This window comes from Bradyrhizobium guangxiense, assembly GCF_004114915.1.
Lineage (GTDB): Bacteria > Pseudomonadota > Alphaproteobacteria > Rhizobiales > Xanthobacteraceae > Bradyrhizobium > Bradyrhizobium guangxiense.
On sequence record NZ_CP022219.1, the window covers coordinates 6,057,129 to 6,077,330 of the forward strand.

13 protein-coding genes are annotated in these 20,202 nt (G+C 64.3%); 3 read left to right on the forward strand and 10 right to left on the reverse strand.

From position 1 onward, the window contains the following. Positions 1-357 precede the first annotated feature (357 nt). The 8 genes from X268_RS29050 to X268_RS29085 form a co-directional block, all read right to left on the reverse strand. Entirely contained in the window at positions 358-627 is a 270-nt protein-coding gene (locus tag X268_RS29050) for a GlsB/YeaQ/YmgE family stress response membrane protein (protein WP_128922300.1), read from the reverse strand. A gap of 108 nt (positions 628-735) precedes the next feature. Then, complete coding sequence (locus X268_RS29055; RefSeq protein ID WP_128928114.1) at positions 736-1,713, reverse strand: ABC transporter ATP-binding protein; 978 nt, start codon at positions 1,711-1,713, stop codon at positions 736-738. Next, the gene (locus tag X268_RS29060; protein WP_128928115.1) at positions 1,710-3,125 is read right to left on the reverse strand and encodes an amidase; all 1,416 of its coding nucleotides are present in this window, start codon (positions 3,123-3,125) and stop codon (positions 1,710-1,712) included. The genes X268_RS29055 and X268_RS29060 overlap by 4 nt, the downstream gene beginning before the upstream one ends. Further along, positions 3,122-3,319, reverse strand: coding sequence for a hypothetical protein (locus X268_RS29065; RefSeq protein ID WP_128928116.1), 198 nt, complete (start codon positions 3,317-3,319; stop codon positions 3,122-3,124). The genes X268_RS29060 and X268_RS29065 overlap by 4 nt, the downstream gene beginning before the upstream one ends. Then, positions 3,316-4,377, reverse strand: coding sequence for an ABC transporter ATP-binding protein (locus X268_RS29070; protein ID WP_164937979.1), 1,062 nt, complete (start codon positions 4,375-4,377; stop codon positions 3,316-3,318). Before X268_RS29070 ends, X268_RS29065 begins: the two co-directional genes overlap by 4 nt. Before the next feature lie 3 nt (positions 4,378-4,380). After that, on the reverse strand, positions 4,381-5,283 hold the full coding sequence (locus X268_RS29075; protein WP_128928117.1) for an ABC transporter permease: 903 nt from the start codon (positions 5,281-5,283) through the stop codon (positions 4,381-4,383). A gap of 3 nt (positions 5,284-5,286) precedes the next feature. Further along, complete coding sequence (locus X268_RS29080) at positions 5,287-6,240, reverse strand: ABC transporter permease (RefSeq protein WP_128928118.1); 954 nt, start codon at positions 6,238-6,240, stop codon at positions 5,287-5,289. Between the two features lie 187 nt (positions 6,241-6,427). Next, complete coding sequence (locus X268_RS29085; protein WP_128928119.1) at positions 6,428-8,089, reverse strand: ABC transporter substrate-binding protein; 1,662 nt, start codon at positions 8,087-8,089, stop codon at positions 6,428-6,430. A gap of 199 nt (positions 8,090-8,288) precedes the next feature. Between X268_RS29085 and X268_RS29090 the strand changes: the two genes are divergently transcribed. Then, entirely contained in the window at positions 8,289-9,884 is a 1,596-nt protein-coding gene (locus X268_RS29090; protein WP_128928120.1) for an ABC transporter substrate-binding protein, read from the forward strand. 125 nt (positions 9,885-10,009) lie between these two features. On the opposite strand, the gene X268_RS29095 is transcribed toward X268_RS29090, so the two are convergent. Further along, positions 10,010-12,241 (reverse strand): CHASE2 domain-containing protein, encoded by a 2,232-nt coding sequence (locus X268_RS29095; RefSeq protein ID WP_128928121.1) that lies wholly within the window; start codon positions 12,239-12,241, stop codon positions 10,010-10,012. 78 nt (positions 12,242-12,319) lie between these two features. Further along, complete coding sequence (locus tag X268_RS29100) at positions 12,320-17,272, reverse strand: VCBS domain-containing protein (protein ID WP_245477696.1); 4,953 nt, start codon at positions 17,270-17,272, stop codon at positions 12,320-12,322. A gap of 737 nt (positions 17,273-18,009) precedes the next feature. Here X268_RS29100 and X268_RS29105 point away from each other — a divergent pair. Both X268_RS29105 and X268_RS29110 read left to right on the forward strand, forming a co-directional pair. Beyond that, on the forward strand, positions 18,010-18,738 hold the full coding sequence (locus tag X268_RS29105; protein WP_128928123.1) for a transglutaminase-like cysteine peptidase: 729 nt from the start codon (positions 18,010-18,012) through the stop codon (positions 18,736-18,738). A 280-nt stretch (positions 18,739-19,018) separates the two neighbouring features. Beyond that, positions 19,019-20,137, forward strand: coding sequence for a lysozyme inhibitor LprI family protein (locus X268_RS29110; protein WP_128928124.1), 1,119 nt, complete (start codon positions 19,019-19,021; stop codon positions 20,135-20,137). Positions 20,138-20,202: the final 65 nt, after the last annotated feature.

A 20,202-nucleotide genomic window follows, 5' to 3' on the forward strand; every position in this document is an offset into this window, starting at 1 on the left:
GATCTCTTTCAGGTGGGGGCCAAAGCCCCTGATTTCACGGGCAATTCAGGCTACTCGCCCCGGATTAACATCATGTTGGCGCGGCGTCCAACGCGGGCCGGGTTCTCCAGAACCCTGATGGGCCACATCTACCCGTGATGCTCCCATACGCAAGTCCGGTATTTCACAGTCTTTGCGGCTTTTTGGTGCTGAGACGCCGACCCTCCCCAGTTCTGGCAAGGCGGCGAGTTCCGATCGTACGAACCGGGCGGCTCCCAGAGCGTTTTCGAGCGAAGTGGACACCGGTTCGCGTGAAGAAAACGCGTCAAAACAAGAAGCTAGAGCTTCGGTTCTGATTCAATCAGAACCGAAAATGCCCTACAGCCGGCCGCCGCCACGCACCAGCCGCACCACCAGCAGCAGGATGACCGCTCCGATGGCAGAATAGACGATCTCGGAGACCAGGCCCGTGCCGAGGCGGATGCCGAGCTTCGGAAACAGGAGGCTCGCCACCAGCGCACCGCAGATGCCGATCACGATGTCGCCGATGATGCCGAACCCGGCACCCCGCACGATCTTGCCCGCGAGCCAGCCGGCGACGAGGCCGACGAACAGGATGACGAGCAGTCCTTCGTTGGAAATGTACATCGGTGAGGTCCCTTTCCGTGAACGGAGCATGGAACGGGAACCGGCATGAATGGGGTGTGAATGGGTGCTGATGAGCGTTGCCGCGCGCTTGGTTCAACGCATCCGAAACTATGACGCCGCCGTGACGGGCTCCGCGAGCACGCATCTGGCCGCCCGGCCCGGTCCGACCTCCACATTGGCAGGCAGTTGCTCCAGGCAACGCGGCTCGGCGAGCTTGCAGCGCGGGGCGAAGGAGCAGTTGTGGGGCTTTTCGGCCAGCGAGGGCGGCGTGCCCGGGATGGTCTCGAGGCGCTGTCCCCGCTTAGCGCCGTGGATGGTGGAGGCAAGCAGGCCCTTGGCATAGGGGTGCACCGGAGTGCGGACGATGTCGCGCAAGCTGCCCTGCTCGACGATCTGGCCGGCATACATCACTGCGACGCGGTCGCAGATCTCGATGGCGACGCCGATGTCGTGAGTGACGAAGATCACGGACATGCCGAACTCGCGCTGCAGCTCGCGCAGCAGCAGCAGGATCTGGATCTGCACGGTGGCATCGAGCGCCGTGGTCGGCTCGTCCGCGAGCAAGATCTTTGGCCGGCAGGCCAGCGCCAGTGCGATCATTGCGCGCTGACGCATGCCGCCGGACATCTCGTGCGGATAGGCGTCCAGCCGCCGCTTGGCGGAGGGGATGCGCACGACCTCGAGCATTTCCAGCGCCCGCGCGCGCCCTTCCGCAAAACTCTTGCCTTCGTGGCGCACCACGCTTTCGGCGATCTGCGCGCCGATGGTGTAGACCGGGTCGAGCGCAAGCGCCGGCTCCTGGAAGATCATCGAGACGGTCTGGCCGCGGAAGGACGACAGCTGCTCGTCGTTCATGGCGAGCACGTCCTGTCCCATCACATTGACCGTCCCTGTGATCTGCGTGCGCTTCTTCGGCAACAGCCGCATCAAGGCACGCAGCGTCACGCTCTTGCCCGAACCGGACTCGCCGAGCAGGCCCAGCACCTCGCTATTGCCCAGCGACAGGCTGAGGTCGTTCACGGCATAGACCGTGCGCTCGCCGGTGAAGCGGATGTTGAGGCCCGAGATCTCGACGAGTTTGGTCATGACGGCAGTTTCGGCAATCGATCGTGATAATCGGTGACGCGCTGGAAGGCGGCGCCGATGGTGAGGAGGGTCGCTTCATCGAAGGAGCGGCCGATCAGCTGCATGCCGACCGGCAGGCCACTTCGGGTGAAGCCGGAAGGCACTGTGAGCGAGGGCAGGCCGAGGAAGTTCACCGGACGGGTGAACAGCGTCAGCCGCTGCACCATCGCCGGCGCGTTCGGGCCGCCGCCGACATCGCTCTCCTCGATTGTCGGCGCCGGCACCGGCGAGGCCGGCGCGATCCCCGCATCGACGCCTGCCGTTGCGGCATTGTGGGCCGCGAGCGCCGGCCCGCGCCAGCGCATCGCCTCCAGATAGGTGATGGCGGGAACGGCGAGGCCGTTCTGCAGCCGCATCAGCACCTGCGCGCCGTAATCCTGCGGCCGCTCGATCAACCAGCGCTTGTGGAAGGCGGCAGCTTCCGCGGCGAGCACGAGCTGGCTCGCCGAAGACAATTGCCGCTGATCCGGCAGCTCGACCTTGACGATGTCGGCGCCCTCGCGCTTGAGCACCGCGATGGTCTCGTCGAGCACGCGCGCGACCTCAGCGTCGAGATCATCGACATAGAAGGACGCAGGCACGCCGATCTTGAGGCCCTTCAGCGAGCCTTTCGTCGCGCCGACATAGTCCGACAGCGGTTCGTGGCTGCAGGTGGAATCGGCGGGATCCGGGCCGGCCATCAGCGCCAGCAACAGCGCGCAATCCTCGGCAGTGCGGGCGAGCGGGCCGACGGTGTCGAGCGATTGCGACAGCGGCATCGCGCCCGCGCGGCTGACGCGGCCGACCGTGGTCTTGAGTCCCGTGACACCGCAGAAATGCGCGGGCATGCGGATCGAGCCGCCGGTGTCCGAGCCGAGCGCCGCATAGGTCAGGCGCGCGGCGACCGCCGAGCCGGAGCCCGACGACGAGCCGCCGGTGATATGGGCGACATTCCAGGGATTGCGCACCGGGCCGTAATGGGCGTTGTGGCCGGTCGGACCATAGGCGAACTCTGCAAGGTGCAGCGTGCCGAGCCGGACCTGGCCGGCGTCCTTCAGCCGCTGCAGCGCCGTCGACGTCACGGTCGGCACGAAATCGCGGCGGATCAGCGAGCCGCAGGTCGCGACATGGCCGGCGTCGTAATACATGTCCTTGTGCGCGAGCGGCACGCCGTGCAGCGGACCACGGACATTGCCCTTGGCGAGCTCGGCGTCGGCAGCTTCCGCAGCCTTCAAAGCCGCCTCGGACTCAATCGACATGAAGGCGTTGAGGTGCGGCTGCCACTGCGCAATGCGATGCAGCGCCGCACGCGTCACCTCATGGGAGGACAGCTGCTTCGTCGCGATCGCGCGCGCGACCTCGGTCAGCGTCATCAAGGCGGGCTCATGGCTCATTTCGACACCTTCTGCGTCTGCACAAGCACATAGCCGGCGGGCTCGAGGTCGAACGGCAGCGTGCCGGCGATGGCGGCAAAGCCTTCGAACGCAGGGCCGATGGCATTGGAGATGCGGGTTGCGATCTCGTCGTCCACGGGCACGCCCGCAACCAGCGCGATCGGCTTGATCTCTTTCGGTGTCGGTCTCGTCATGTGGTCTTCTCCCTGGGCGCACGGCTATGGCCAGAACCCGGTATCGCCATGTAGCACGCAGCCTCGTGGCCCATCTTATCCAGCGCAGTGAGCTTTGGTGTCGCATTTGCGCAGAGCGGCTCCGCAAACGGACAACGGGTGTGGAAGCGGCAGCCGGACGGCGGATCGATCGGATTGGGCGGATCGCCCGTGATCGGCGGCTTTTCGGTGCGGCGATCAGGGTCGGAGGACGGCATCGCAGCCAGCAGTGCCCGGGTGTAGGGATGCGCAGGACTGTCCCAGACCTGGTCGACCGGACCGAGCTCGACGACCTCGCCGAGATACATCACCAGCACGCGGTCCGAGATGTAGCGCACGACGTTGAGGTCATGGCTGATGAAGAGATAGGTCAGACCGAACTCGCGCTTGAGATCGGCCAGCAGGTTCAGCACCTGCGCCTCGACCGATTTGTCCAGCGCGGAGACGGCCTCATCCAGGATCACCAGCCGCGGCGACAGCGCCAGCGCCCGCGCAATGTTGACGCGCTGGCGCTGGCCGCCGGAGATCTCGTGCGGATAGCGATTGGCGAAGTTTTCCGGGCGCAGGCCGACCTTGCCAAGCAGCTCGCGCGCCAGCGCGCGCGCCGCGCCGTCGGCCATGCCGTGAACCTTGGGACCGAAGGCGATCGATTCCTCGATCGTGAGGCGTGGATTGAGCGAGGCGTAGGAATCCTGAAACACCATTTGCATGCCGCGGCGCAGCTCGCGCAAGCTCAGCGCCTGCCCGACGGTCATGCCGTCATAGACGATGTCGCCGGTATCGCGCGGCATCAGATGCATCAATAGCCGCGCCGTGGTCGACTTGCCGCAGCCGGATTCACCGACGATGCCGACGGTCTCGCCCTTGGCGACAGTGAAGGTGACGTTGTCGACGGCGCGCACGGTGCGCTTGGCGGCAAACAGGCCGCCGCGCACCGGGAAGTGCTTCGTGAGACCATTGACCTGCAGCAACGGCTGCGCGACGCCGCCAACGTCCTCGACCGGCTCCAGCATTTCAACGGAAGTGTCGCTCTCGCTCATGGCCTAATTCCTGATGTCCATGGCGCTGCGCAGGCCGTCCGAGAGCAGATTGAAGCAGATCGAGACCGCGAAGATCATCGCCCCCGGCAGCGCGGCGACCCAGGGATTGACGTAGATCGCGGTGCGGAGCGTGTTCAGCATCAGGCCCCATTCCGGCTCCGGCGGTTTTGTGCCGAGACCGAGGAAGGAGAGACCGGCGGCGAGGATCATCGAGACCGAGATCAGGCTGGTGGCATAGACGAAGATCGCGCCGAGCACGTTGCCGAGGATGTGCACGCGCATGATGGTGAAGGGCCCGGCGCCCGAGGCACGCGCGGCCTCGACGAAGTCCATGTTGCGCACGCCCGTGGTGACGCTCTCCGCGACGCGGGTAATCTGTGGCACGAACACGACCGTGAGCGACACGATGGAGTTGAGAATGCCGGCGCCGAGCGCACCGGAGATCGCGATCGCCAGCAGCACGGACGGGAAAGCGTAGAACACGTCGACCGTGCGCATGATCGCGGTGTTGAGCTTGCCGCCGACATAGCCGGCGACAAGGCCGAGCGAGGTGCCGATGCAGAAGGCAAGGATGACGGGCAAGATGCCGATGACCAGCGACAGCCGCCCGCCATAGACGAGGCGCGCCAGCATGTCGCGGCCGAGCTCGTCGGTGCCGAGCGGGTAACCTGTCGTGCCGATGTGGCGGAGGCGGCGGATCATCGAGCCCTTATAGGGGTCTTCGAGACCCAGCCACGGCGCGAGGATCGCGGAGAGGAAGATCAGGATCAGCACGAGCGCACAGGCCATGCTGACCTTGTCGCGCGTGATGCGGCGGCCGACGGTCGCCCAATAGCCGCGCGCCTTGGTCGCGGGCGCGGCCTGCAGCGCGGCATCGGCGGTCGCGGACAACGGAAGCTCGCTCATCGGCTAGCCCCGCTTGATGCGCGGGTCGATCGCGGCTTGGGCGATGTCGACCAGCAGATTGAGGAAGACGAAGAACAGCGCCAGGATCAGGATCGTGCCCTGCAGCAGCGGCAGGTCGCGCTGGAAGATCGCAGAGTTGAGCAGGAAGCCCGAGCCCGGCCAGGAGAACACGGTCTCGATCAGGATCGAGCCGCCCAGCATGTAACCGAGCTGGAGCCCCATCACCGCGAGCGCGGTCGGCGCAGCGTTCTTGATGACGTGGCGGAACACGCCGCGCTCATGCAGGCCCTTTGCACGCAAGGCCTCGACGAAGTCCTGACTGAGGATATCGCCAGTGAGCGCACGCACGGTACGGGTGACGATGCCCATGGGAATCACCGAGGTCGTGATCGCCGGCAGCACGAGATATTTCAGGTGAGCCCAGTCCCAGGCCCAGGAGTTGGAGCCGTTGGGGCCCGCACCGACCGCGGGCAGCCAGTTCAGCTGCACCGAGAAGATGATGACCATCACCATGCCGAGCCAGTAATGCGGCACGGACACGCCGGCGATGGCGAAGGAGGTCGCGACCTTGTCGATCCAGGTCTCGCGGAAATAGCCGGCGATCAGGCCGAGCAGAATGCCCATGGTGAAGCCGATGATGGCGGCGGCGATCGCCAGCGTGACGGTGTTGCCGACCGCGCGCATCACCTCGGCGAGGACGGGACGTCCCGTCGCGATGGAATTGCCGAGGTCGCCATGAAGGGCACGGAGCAACCAAAGCCCGAACTGCACCGGCAGCGGGCGGTCGAAGCCGTAGGCGGCACGGAGCTGCGCCGCGAGCTCCTGCGACGCATCGGCCGGCAGCACGGCGACGAGCGGATCGCCCGGCGTGATGTGCACGAGCAGGAAACACACCAGCGCGACGCTGATGACGATCGGAACGACATAGACGATGCGTCTGGCGGTATAGGCGAGCACGGGTCTTCTTTCTTCCTTCTCCCCTTGTGGGAGAAGGTGGCGCGCAAGCGCCGGATGAGGGGTTCTATCCGCGGTGACAGTCATTTCAAGCGAGCGAGAGTCTCTCCGCGGACAGAGACCCGGCTTCGCTAACGCGAAGCCACCCTCTCCCACAAGGGGAGAGGGTGCAGCGAGTACGCGGCGCAAACTACTGCGCGATCGACACCGGCGAGAAGTCGATGAACCAGCTCTTCGGCTGCACGACGCCGGTCACCTTCGGGCTCATCGCACGCGGGCCGACGTCGTGGGCGACGTAGAGGAAGGCGGCATCGTCGACGGAGGCTGCGTGCAGCTCGGCGAGCGCGGCGTCACGCGCGGCGGGATCGAAGGTCTGCCGCGCCTTCTTCACCAGCTCGTCGAACTTGGGATCGTTGATGAAACCCCAATTGTTCGAGACCGGCGGGGCCATGCCCGACTGCAGGAAGCGCACCAGCGCGAAGAACGGGTCCATCGCCGCATAGGTGACGTTGGTCGCATTGGAGCCGTTGGCGCTGGGGTCCTTGGCGCCGCGACGCCAGTTGGTGAACAGCGTATTCCATTCGATGACATCGAGCTTCACGTCGAAATAGCATTCGGCGAGCGCCTGCTGCAGATATTCGTTCATCGCCAGCGGCTGCATCTGACCGGAGCCGGAGGCCGAGGTCTGCGTCTTCACCACCAGCTTCTTGTTCGGACCAAAGCCGGCCTCCTGCATCAGCTTCTGAGCAGCGACCTTGTCATACTTGATCTCGAAAGTCGGCTTGCCGCGCCAGGGATGGCCGGGCTCGAAGGTGCCGGTCGCGGGCACCATCAGCCCTGCGAGCAGACCGTCCTTGAGGCCCTCGCGATCGACGCAGAGATTGGCGGCCTTGCGCACGCGGATATCGTTCCAGGGCGAGCCCTCGATGCGCGAGAACTGCCACGGCCAGACATGCGGCTGCTCGTTGGCGTAGAGCTTGAAGCCGCGCTGCTTGAGCTCGGGCAGTGCGTCCGGCGCCGGCGCCTCGACCCAATCGACCTGGCCCGAGAGCAGCGCCGCGGTGCGCGCATTCGCTTCCGGCATCGGCAGCAGCACCATCTTGTCGATCTTGGGCACGCGCGCCTTGTCCCAATAGTTCGCGTTCTTGACCAGCTCGAGCCGCTCGCGCGGGGTGAAGCTCGCCATCTTCCACGGGCCGGTGCCCGCGGCGTCCTTGGCGAACGCGGTCCAGGCGGCTTGCGACTTCGCCTTGGCATCAGCGCCTTCCGCCTTGTCATAGAAGTGCTGCCACTTCGCCGGGCTCGCCATGAACAGATTGGTGAGGTTGATCGGCAGGAAGCTGTCAGGCTCCTTGGTGGTGAGCTCGACCGTCATGTCGTCGATCTTCTTCGCCGACGCCAGCGTCGGCATGCGCGACGCCGTGACGCCGACCTGGCTGGCATCGAATTGCGGCGCATCCTGCTTCAGCACCTTCTCGACGTTCCACACCACGGCATCTGCGTTGAACGGCGAGCCGTCATGGAAGGTGACGCCGGGGCGCAGCTTGAAGACCCATTTGGTCTTGTCGGCATCGTCGACCTTCCACTCGGTGGCAAGGCCGGGGATTACCGTGCTCGCCTTGTCGGCGGAGGATAGATCCCAGCCGGTCAGCGCGTCGTACATGGTGAGGCCGGTGAAGCGGTTGCCTTCAAAACCCTGATCAGGCTGGCCCAACGTGCGCGGAATATCGGCAGCGGTCATGCCGATGCGCAGCACCGTTTCCGCAGCTGCCACGCGCGGCCATGCCGCCGCAGTGCCGAGCGCCAAGAGCGCGATCAGCGCCGCCCGTGTCTTCTTGTTCTTGATAAGCATCGCCTCGATCCTTCTTCGGCTTTCGATGATTAATTTTGATGCAATCGTATGCAATGGCTATGCCAAGGAGAAACTTTTTCTGCAAATTGCCCCTGCGGCGACAAGTCCTTGTGATCGCGGCAAGGTGAAGGGGCAGCTCTGCCTATTCTGGCATCAAGATTGCAGGTTTGATCCCGAAATCCCCTGGGAGCTTTGGACCATGCGTATTCGTCTATCGATTTGTCTCGCCGTGCTTGCGCTGGCGTCGTCCGCAATCTCGGCGCGTGCTGAAACCGTGGTGCGCTACGGCATCTCGATGGCGGATATCCCGCTGACCACGGGGCAACCCGATCGCGGCGCCGGCGCCTATCAGTTCACGGCCTATACGATCTACGACCCCCTGGTGGCCTGGGAGATGGACGTCGCCGACCGGCCCGGCAAGCTGGTGCCGGGCCTCGCGACCGAGTGGAAGGTGGATGACGCCGACAAGACCAAATGGCGCTTCACACTTCGCAAGGGCGTCAAATTTCACGATGGCAGCGAATTCAACGCCGACGCGGTGATCTGGAATCTGGACAAGGTGCTCAACGACAAGGCGCCGCAGTTCGACAAGCGTCAGAGCGCGCAGGTGAAGACCCGCCTGCCCTCCGTCGCGAGCTACACCAAGATCGACGACTTCACGGTGGAGATCACCACCAAGACGGTCGACTCGTTCTTTCCCTATCAGATGCTGTGGTTCCTGGTGTCGAGCCCCGCGCAGTATGACAAGCTCGGCAAGGATTGGGACAAGTTCGCAAGCCAGCCCTCCGGCACGGGCCCGTTCAAGCTGACAAAGCTGGTGCCGCGCGAGCTCGCCGAGCTCACGAAGAACCCGGACTACTGGAATAAGAAACGCATTCCCAAGGCCGACAAGATCGTGCTGGTGCCGATGCCGGAGGCGCTGACACGCACCAATGCGCTGCTCGCGGGCCAGGTCGACCTGATCGAGACGCCGGCGCCGGATGCCGTGCCGCAGCTGAAAGCCGCCGGCATGAAGCTCGTCGACAACGTCACGCCGCATGTCTGGAATTATCATCTCAGCGTGCTGCCGGGCTCGCCCTGGACCGACATCCGCCTGCGCAAGGCGCTGAACCTCGCGATCGATCGCGACGCCGTGGTCGGCTTGATGAACGGCCTCGCCAAACCAGCCAAGGGCCAGGTCGATCCGTCGAGCCCGTGGTTCGGCAAGCCGAGCTTCGAGCTGAAATATGATCTCGCCGCCGCCAAGAAGCTGGTCGAGGAGGCCGGCTACTCCAAGACCAAGCCGCTGAAGGCCACCTTCATCATCGCGCAGGGCGGCACCGGCCAGATGCTGTCGCTGCCGATGAATGAATTCCTGCAGCAGAGCTTCAAGGAGATCGGCATCGACATCGACTTCAAGGTGGTCGAGCTCGAGACGCTCTATACGCATTGGCGCAAGGGCGCGGCGGACGAGATGAATGCCGGCATCACCGCCAACAACATCGCCTACGTCACCTCCGACCCGCTCTACGCCATCGTCCGCTTCTTCCATTCCGGCCAGATCGCGCCTGTCGGCGTCAACTGGGGCGGCTACAAGAACCCGAAGGTCGATGCGCTGATCGACGAGGCCAAGCAGACCTTCGACAGTGCCAAGCAGGACGAGCTGCTGGCGCAGGCCCATGCGCTGATCGTCGACGATGCCACGCTGGTCTGGGTCGTCCACGACACCAACCCGCACGCATTGTCGCCGAAGATCAAGCAGTTCGTGCAGGCCCAGCACTGGTTCCAGGACCTGACGACGATCGGGATGGAGTGAAGGACGGCAGGCGCCGCTGTCGGAGGGTGGGCAAAGCGTAGCGTGCCCACCGGGTCACGACGATGAAGCGCAGACGTGGGCACGGCGCTTTGCACCTTTGCTCACCCTACGGAAGCGGTGCACGCCTACTTCGTCAGCAGCGCGTAGGCTCCGGTCCAGCCCTCCGGCGGCGGATTGAGCTGGAAATCCCTAATGCGCGCCTCATAGAGCTTGAACAGCTTCTCCAGCGTGTCGGCGTCCTCGCTGCGGCGGCCGCGCTCGATGGCATCCAGCGCGCCCTGCCAGTCCCGGCTGCGATAGCAGCTGAGCATCTCGATGGTGATGTTGCGCAGGCGCTGGAAGGCGCCCGAATGCATCACGTCCTCGCGGCCGGCGATGGCGTAGATCACCTCCGGCTCGGTCTTACCCTTGACCATGATGAAGTCGAGCTCGAGGATCGCGAACCTGTCCTTGGCGGCGAGCGCCGTCCGGGAGCCGACGATGATCGGGAAACCGTATTCCTTGGTCTGCCCTTCCAGGCGTGAAGCCAGGTTGACGCTGTCGCCGAGCACCGAATAATTCTTCTTCAGGTCGGAGCCCATGTTGCCGACCACGCCGATACCGGTGTTGAGCCCGATACCGACGTTGAGCGGGATGTAGACGTGGCCGCCCTCGGCCGCGTCCTGCTCGCGCTCCTTGTTCACCAAATCGATCTTCTCGAGCATCTGGATCGCGGCCTCGCAGGCGTTGACCTCGTGCTCGGCGTCGTCGAGCGGGGCGTTCCAGAACGCCATGATGGCGTCGCCCATGTACTTGTCAATGTAGCCCTTGCGCTCGATGATCACGTCCGTCAGCGGCGTCAGGAAACGGTTCATCAGCGCGATCAGCCCTTGCGGGTCGTGCTTGTAGCTCTCCGAGATCGTGGTAAAGCCGCGCACGTCGGAGAACATGATCGTCATCTCGCGCTCCTCGCCGCCGAGCACGAGCTTCTCCGGCGATTGCACGAGCTGCTCGACCAGCACCGGCGACATGTATTGCGCGAACTGCCCGCGGATCTGCACGCGCTGGCGCTGCTCGCGCACGAAGCTGGCGAAGATCAGGGTCAGATAGATCGCGGTGGTCGACAGCAGCGGATAGGTGAAATCGATGAGGTAGCGGTGCTGCGCATAGAAGAACCAGGACACGCCGACCAGAATGGCGGCGAACATCGCGCCCGCAAGCACGAGGCGCACGGGCCCGAGATTCGGCGTGAAGACGATGACCAACAGGCCGATCACGAGTGCTGCGAGCAGCTCGGTGACGATTGCATTGTTCGGCTGGGAAACCACCGCGCCGCTCAGCACGCTCTCCAGCACCTGGGCGTGGATCTCGACACCGGGCATGGTCGAGGACACCGGCGTGGTCTTAATGTCGTTCAACCCACCGGCGGAGGTGCCGACCAGCACCAGCTTGCCGGCGATCTTGTTCGGCGGCACGCTGTTGTCGAGGACGTCGGCTGCCGAGACATAAATCGAAGGATCTCGACGGGCGTAGTGGATCCAGAGCTGGCCGTTCTTGTCGGTCGGAATTTCCAAACCCTTGAGGCGAATCGACTTGATGCCGGCCTTGTCCGTGCGGACCAGCAGGGTTGGCGTGCCGGTAATGACCCGCAGGATCTCGAGGCTGAGCGAGGCCATGATGTTGCCTTGGGCGCGCATGATCAGAGGGACGCGGCGGATCAGGCCGTCGCGCTCGGTCTTGATCGAGAACAGGCCGCGACCGGCCGCGACCTTCTCGATGACGGGCACATTGCGCAACAGGCCGGGAAATTCGAACAGGAAGCGTTCGGCGCCATCCTCGCCGATCGTTGCCACGCCCGTGAACGGAAGCGACTTGTCGAGTTCGGTCAGGACCTCGGGCAGACCCGTCTCGCCCAGCACCACGCGGGAGCGCTTGATCGCCTCGGCGAGGATCTGATCGTTGCTCGGCAGATCGCGCAGCTTGGCCCGGGTGGCGTCATCCAGGTAGCGCATCTGGCTCGCAACCTGATCCGGGTTGAGCCGGTCGGGTTCGGAGAAGACCACGTCGAAGCCGATCGCAACCGCGCCATTATTTGTCAGGCTCTGGATCAAATCGGCGATCCGCGTCCGCGGCCACGGCCATTGGCCGAGCCTCGTCAGGCTCTTGTCGTCGATGTCGACGATGACGACCGGCCGCGCCGCCTTGTGGCGCGGGTCGATCAGCTGGAACATGTCGAAGGTGCGCAGCCGCAATTCCTGGATCGGCGGCGGGGCCCACAGCCGCGCGCCGGCGAACAGGACCAGCAACGCAAGGCACGTCAGCCGCGCGAAGCCGAACTTCCGCGCAAACCACCGCCGCAGGATCTTGAGACGTTTCATGGCTGGTTGAATATCACGCTTTGACGGCGGGCGGCAGCTCCGACCGTCTACGCAGACGATCGACCTCGCCCAAGCCCGTCAGGAATGCACGATGAAATCGCTTGCCTGAAGGCTGACGCCCTTCACAAGGATGGTGTTTGCCGCGTCAAGCGTGATCAGAGTGTCTGATCCCGATGCGGTCACATGCTGGGCCATCCAGTCGGACACGCTGGCGGTGGTCACGACGGCCGACAAATCGATATGGTCCTGATTGTGCGTGAAATCCAGGATCACGTCGCGGTTGGAATTGGCCGCAAACACGAATTGATCCTGATAGCCCGTCCCGAACAGTACGTCCTTGCCGTCCGTGCTGGCGAGGGTGACCGGGCCTTGTTCGGTCAGGTTGAAGATCAGGTTGACCGTATCGCTTGCGCCGTGGCTGTCCGTCACAGTGATCGCCAGCTTATCCGTCGCAGGCCCGCCCTCGCTCGGCTCCGTATAGGTCAGCCCCTGGAGCGCTGAATTGATGCTCGCCAGGGTATCTGACGTCGGTGCAGGCTCCACATATGTGCCCGAATCCGCCGCCGCTGTGAGTGCGAAGGTTTCATTGGCAGCAGCGTCGGCGTCTGTGACCGTGATGCCGTGAACGAAGACCTGGACGCCCTCTTGCGTAACGCTGATCTGATCGACGTCGATCACTGGAGCGGCGTTCGCCTCGTCCGCACCCGTCACGTCCACCGTAAGCGTTGCCGTACCGGTCGCGCCATGCGCGTCCGTGGTCTGGACGGTAAAAACATCCGCATAGGATCCTTCCGCCAGCGCGTTGATCGCTGCGGCGTTGGGAACGTAGCTGTAGCTGCCGTCGGGATTGACCGTCAGCGTCCCGTACAATCCCCCGACCGTCGTCGCCGAATTGTGAGCCGCATCGAGGACGGCATAGGTCAGCGTCGCCGTCTCGCCGGTATCGGCGTCGTGGCCCGCCAGTGTTCCGGTGAGATCGGAGAAGGTGTCGCAAGCAGCGGTATCGGAGAGCGGACCGATGTGGAGATCGGCGAGCGTCGGCGCGTCGTTGGCACCGTTGATCGTGACGGTCACGTCCTGCGAGACTTGCGCGCCGTGATTGTCGCTGAACGTGACGGTGTAGACCTGGGTAATGGTCTGGCCGTAAGCCAGCGACTGCAACACCGGATTGCTGTTGTCGAGGCTGAAGTGCCAGCCGAGCGTCGCACCGTTATTGGTGTCGGCATTGGATTCGAGCACCGACGGATCGATCGTGAAGGCCCCGAGCGGCGCGTTGCCGCCAAAGCCCGGCAGAGGCGCGCTCGAGGTGGCCGACTTGAACACCGCCTGCGCGGTATGGGTGTCGATCAGGTCGAGATCTTGGATCGCCAGCGTGCCGTCAATCGACAGCGTCGCGCCTGCATCCTCGGTCACCGCCCCGGCAGCGGCGGCAATGCCGCTGGTGATCGTCGGCGCGTCGTTGGCCCCCTTGATCGTGACGGTGACGTCCTGCGAGACGTGCGCGCCGTGATTGTCGGTGAACGTGACGGTGTAGACCTGGGTGATGGTCTGGCCGTCGGCCAGCGACTGCAACACCGGATCGCTATTGGCGAGGCTGAAGTGCCAGCCCAGTGTCGCACCGTTATTGGTGTCGGTGCTGGATTCGAGCACCGATGGATCGATCGTGAAGGTCCCGAGCGGCGCGTTGCCGCCAAAGCCCGGCAGAGGTGCGCTCGAGATCGCCGACTTGAACACCGCCTGCGCGGTATGGGTGTCGATCAGGTCGAGATCCTGGATCGCCAACGTGCCGCCGGTCGACAAACTTGCGCCGGCGTCCTCGGTCACGGCTCCGTCGGCATCCGCGGCGCTGCTGGTGATCGTCGGCGCGTCGTTGGCACCCTTGATCGTGACGGTCACGTCCTGCGAGACGTGCGCGCCGTGATTGTCGGTGAACGTGACGGTGTAGACCTGGGTGATGGTCTGGCCGTCGGCCAGCGACTGCAACACCGGATTGCTGTTGGCGAGGCTGAAGTGCCAGCCCAGTGTCGCATGGTTGTTGGTGTCGGTGCTGGATTCGAGCACAGATGGATCGATCGTGAAGCTCCCGAGCGGCGCGTTGCCGCCGAAGCCCGGCAGAGGCGCGCTCGAGGTCGCCGACTTGAACACCGCCTGTGCGGTGTGGGTGTCGATCAGGTCGAGATCCTGGATCGCCAGCGTGCCGCCGATCGCCAGGGTGAGGCCAGTGTCCTCGGTCACGGCTCCGGCCGCGGCCGCAGCACCGCTGGTGATGGTCGGCGTGTCATTGGTCCCTTTGATCGTGACCGTGACATCCTGCGAGACCGTTGCGCCGTGGTTGTCGGTGAACGTAACCGTATAGACCTGGGTGATGGTCTGGCCGTCGGCCAGCGACTGCAACACCGGATCGCTGTCGGCGAGACTGAAGTGCCAGCCCAGCGTCGCACCGTTGTCGGTGTCGCTGCTGGATTCGCTCACGGACGGATCGATCGTGAAGGTGCCGATCTTCGTGGTGTTGTCGACGAAGCCCGGCAGATGTACGCTCGAGGTCGACGACTTGAACGCGACCTGCGCCGTGTGCGTGTCGATCAGGTCGAGGTCCTGAATTGCGAGCGTGCCGCCGGCCGTCAGCGTCGCGCCGCTATCCTCGGTCACTGTTCCCTTGGCCGCCGCGGCATCGCTCGTGATAGTCGGCGCATCGTTGGTGCCGGTGATGGTGACCGTGACGTCCTGGGTGACCGTCCCACCGTGATGATCGTCGATCGTGACGGTGTAAACCTGCGTGATGGTCTGGTCCTGGGCCAGCGACTGCAGCACCGGATCGTTGTCGTCGATCGTAAAGGTCCAGCCGACCGACCCGCGGGAGCTCACTCCCGGGCTTTCGATCACCGGTTGGAGCGCGAACGTGCCGATATGCGAGATGCCGTCGCTGAAGCCGGGCAGATGCACGCTCGAAGTCGTCGATTTCAGCACGAAACCCGCGGTGTGCGTATCCGTGAGATCGGGGTCGTTGAACGTAATGGTGCCGCCGGCCGTGAGCGTGGCCGCCGTATCCTCGGTCACCGCACCTGCCGGAATGGTGTCGTCCCCGACGATCGTCGGCAAGTCGTTGGTGCCCTCGACATTGACGTCCGCACCGTTGATGGACACGGTGATCGACGTGCTGACGATACCGCCGTGCCCGTCGTCGACCTGCACCACGTAATTGAGGATCAGCTTCTCCCCTTCGGCGAGGAAATCGAACAGATGATCGGGCGCGCTATAGGTCCGGGTGGCGGAGCCGTTATTGCCGTTGCCCGCGCCCTGCACCACCGTCAGCGGCACCTCGACGGCGGCGATCGCGGCGAGCTGCTGCGGTGTCAGCGTCGCTGTGATGTCGTTGCCTTGGGCATCGAGATATTTGAACGGCTGGCTGGACGAGAGCGCGGCGCTCACGATCGGCCGGTCCGTCAGGTCGACGTCGGTGAAGGTCACCGTGCCCGTGATGGTGTCGAGCGCCTCGTTGCCGGTCCCGATCTTTTCGATGACGGTTCCGCCCGACGTCGCGACGGTGGGCTTGTCGTTCGTGCCCGTGATCGTGATGGTGATCGGGATGACCTTGGACTCGGGGTTCACGACGAAATTGGTATCGACGCGGACCATGTAGGTCAGCGTCAGGGTTTCGCCGGCCGCGAGGAAGTCGAACACGTTGTCCGGAATCGTGTAGGTCCAGCCCGCCGAGCCGTTGTTGGCGTTGGCGGCGTCGGGGACGACGCTGATCTGGATCTGGGTCGCTGCGATATCCTGCTTCTGGAGCGCCGAAAGCGAAGCGGTGACGTCGTGCTGGCCGGCATCCTTGTAGACGTAGTTCGGCGCTTCGGCGAGGCTGATGCTCACCGTCGGCAGGTCACCAAGGTTTTGATCGACGAATCTGATCAGGCCGGAAATCGTATCGCTATGCGTATCGCCGGTCGTGTCGGCACGCTCGGTCAACGCGAACGCCGTCTTCACGTTGCCGCTGGCATCGAAGCTCTGCACAATCGGCTGGCCGGGAATGCGCACGATGGGCGGCGTGGACGTGCTGGTCTTGTCCGATGTCTGCGGATTGAGGTTGACGAACGTTGCGACCGCGACCGCACCGGATCCCGACTTGAACACCAGATCCTGACTCATCGGCGTGAGCGTATCGGTGAAGTTCGTGGTCAGCTTGGTGTTGGTGTTGTTGTCGGTGAACTTCAGCGTGAACACGTCCGTGATCAGCTTCTGCACGTCCGGCGACATCAGCGCATTGGAAATCGAGACGTTGCCGCCGCTGATCTGGATCATCTGGCCGGCCTGGTTGACCGTCGCGATCGGCAGCAGCGTGACTTTGTCGAACAGAATGTAGGAGCCGGTGGTGCCGTTCGGCTCGACCAGCACCTGGAAGCTCGCCTGCGGCTGCGGATCGCCGCCGCCGGCTGGAACGACGAAGTTGATCTGGGTGAGCACCGCGGTGCCGCGGATGCCCATGGTGGCGACCGGCGTGTCGATCTTCATGTCGCCGTGCTTGGCGGTCTCGCCGGCGACAAAGGTGATGGTGCCGGCGACGAGGCTCAGCAGCGAGGAATTGCTCGACCCGTTGGGGTCGTAGACCATCTCGTTCAGCACCATCCGCGCATTGGAGGACAGGCCGAACACAGTGCCGTCGATGAAGGTGATGCCGAGCGTCGAATCGGCGCCGGTCGAGACCACGTCGCCCTTCTCGACGTTGTCACCGTTGTTCAGGATGACCGAGACGCCGTTGCGGATCGCGGTCGCGCTGCCCACGAGCTTGGTGACGTGGCCGATGACCTGAGCCGCGGCAGCGCCGGGCGCGGCCTGCGCAAGCTGGACATGGCCCGTGAGCGCGTCGACGACGTCGCCGGTGAGGTGGGCGCCGTCGGGCGAGGCGAGCGCCGCGCGCTTGTCGCCCCGAAAATAATCGTGAACGACGAACTCGTGGCCCTCGTGCGAAAGCACGAGATCGAGGCCTGTGCGCTTGAACTCGCCGTTGAAGATCAGGCTGGGGTCGGGAACCACGAACGCGCCGTCAGGGACGTGACCATGCGCCTTCGCCGTAAACGACTCGACGTGGGGAACAGCGGGCGAGCGGGAACCCAGGCCGTCCAAAGCAATCGCGCCGTCAAATTGGCCAGCGTAATTCAACCGGGCACCGTAAAAAGGGTTAAAATTTAAGTAAGTATGGACTGCCTAAGCTTGCATAGCATTACCAAGTCCTTAGCGAAACCATCTAATGCTTGTGTGATTTCGCGTCACTTGGCGGCAGGAGCTCCGAACGAGCAGGGCTTTTCCGGGGAAACCAAAGTAATATCGTAGATATTCGGAAGTTGAATCTGGCTTAGTTTCATGCATTTCCAGTCATCCAAAGTAACCTGGCGTATAGCCATGAAACGGATACTTGCGGCATCTATTTTAGGTGAGACCCCGCAATATCCTGCGGCAAATACGGAGTTAAATCTGTGACCTAACTAACAGAACCCCCATGAAATGGGGGTCGTTAGCCATACGTCCAGGATTCGGCACCCCCACAACTTGTGCCTGCACTTGGCTCCATTTCACGGCAGAACAGCTCCTGGCCCGTAAAATTTTACGCAATTTGGGCAGCGCCGTTTCAGCCTGTTCCCGGATTTGGGAAGCCCTGCCGGGCGCGTTAAGCAGAACAATACGGGCTGTCTCGCACTATCTCCACGAAAGCAACAAAGCCCGGCACGTCGAGGTCGAGGGGGACCTGACGAAGCCCGGGAAAGGGATGTCAGATGGAGACCGCTGCTCGCTCGCGCGCTTGGCGCGCAATCCTTGTCCTGTGCGGATTGGTCCTGCTCGGATCGGCCGCCGAGCTTCGCGCCGGCACGCTGCTGTCGCCGGGAGCAGGCGTTCTCGTGCGCAGATCTGCCGAGCCGTTCGGCGTGTTCGCCTTCGCCATCTCGTCCGGTGGCCTGCGGCAGAAGTGGCTGGCACTGAAGGAGCGGCTCGACGACGACATGGTGCAGCTTGCTCTGTGCGACGGCGACCGAGACAATTGCGCTTCGCCTGCGGCCTTGAGGCTGCTCGCCATCGTCGACCAGGCTCGCGCCCGCGAAGGCCGCGCGCGGCTCGGCGAGACCAACCGCGCTATCAACCTTGCCATCCGGGCCGCCAATGACGGCACCGACGACGTCTGGAGCTCGCCGCTTGCGACCTTCGCGAGCGGCGCCGGCGATTGCGAGGACTACGCCATTGCCAAGCTGGCCGCGTTGCGGCTGGCGGGAATTGCCGCCGAGGACCTCCGCATCGTGGTGGTACGCGACGTCAGGGCCGGCGAAGAGCATGCGGTTGCCGCCGCACGGCTCGACGGCCATTGGCTGATGCTCGACAACCGCCGCATGGCGATGATCGAGGACGACGCCGCGCGGAGCTACCAGCCGCTGTTCGCGCTCTACCAGTCGGCGGTGATGAAGTATGTCGACGAACCCGCGCGTTTCTCGATGGCTGCAGAGGCGCGTTGATTGCTTGCAGCCCGGATGGAGCGCAGCGAAATCCGGGCCTCCCACTTAACCCTGCACTCAGACCGGCCCCGGATTGCGCTGCGCTCGATCCGACCTGCCGATGTCACACCCGCCGCAACCCCATTCCACCATGCGTTCCGGGCGGCTAAAGCGCGATGAGATCTAGATGAATCGTCATCGCGCTTGAGGTTGTTGTTTGCGCATGATCATTCCGGAAAACCGCTTCGCGCTTTTCCGGATCATGCTTTAGCATGGCGCCTTCCATGCGGGGGCGACGGGAATGCGATTCATCGTGCTGTCTGTGCTTACGCTGCTGGCGTTGCCGGCAACACCGGGCTTTTCGCAATCCGAGCCAGCCTCCATCGCGGCCCGGCTGCCGCTGTTTGCCAAGAACAACTGCCAGCGGATTCCCGACCCCGGCAATCAATTGTTCTGCGGTGATGCCACGCTCGCCGCCGCCGCCGAGAAGCTGAACACAGCGATCGAGGCGCGGCTCGCCCGCCTGCCGGACCGCCTGCCGGCCATCGAGGAGAATGCGATCTGGGTCCGTCAGCGCAATCTCGGCTGCGGCATCGTCGGGCAGACCGCGATCCGCCCCGACGAGTTCGACCGGGTGAAAGCGTGCCTGCTCAAGGTGACCGAGGAGCGCACCGCAATCGTGCGCGATCCCGACTTCGACTGTCTGGCAGCCAACACCGCAGCGGGCGCGCTGATCTGTGCGGACCCGTCGCTGGCGCTGGCCGAAACGGAGCTGAATGGCCAGGTGCTCGGCCTGATCGGCAAGCTGGACCCGATCGCGGCGCGCTTTGCCTTCGCCGAATATGGGAGGTGGACCCGAGAGCGTGACCGCAAGTGCAATCTCGTGGGCAAGGAGAACGTGCCGCTGCAGGAGCTCGAATTCGCGGAGGACTGCCTCGCCGAGCATTTGAAGCGCAAGGCCGACGAGATCCGCGCGGCGAAGGGGGATCCCAAGAAGGTTTTCGGCCGGCAGGTCGCGGCCCGCATCCCCGACACCGACGCCGTCGATTTCTGCGCCGCGAGAATCCATGCGGCCAATTCCTGCGGCAACTTCCTGCGCATCAACCGCGTCTACGCGCTCGACAGCCAGGTGACCGAGCAGGAGGCGCAGGTCACGGGCGAGATCGAGATGGCCGTGCTGGCGCCTTTCACCATGTGCAGCAAGGTCGCCTCAAGCTGCACCGGCACCTGCTGGGACGCCAGGACGGGCCGTCCGCAGCCAGGCGCCGCCAACAAGGAGCGCGCGGGTGAAGCCTTCAACGTGACGCGCCGACTGCGAATCCAGCGCACGTTTGCTTTCGTGAAAGCCGCCGACGGCTGGCGCTGCCGGGAGGACGAGCTGGCGCCGGTGAATTCGGGCACCGCGAGCGGGGGATCGTAGGTGTCCTCTCCCTCTGCCCGTTCTTACGGCGGCGCGACGAGCTTCGCTCGCGCTGAAAGGGCCGG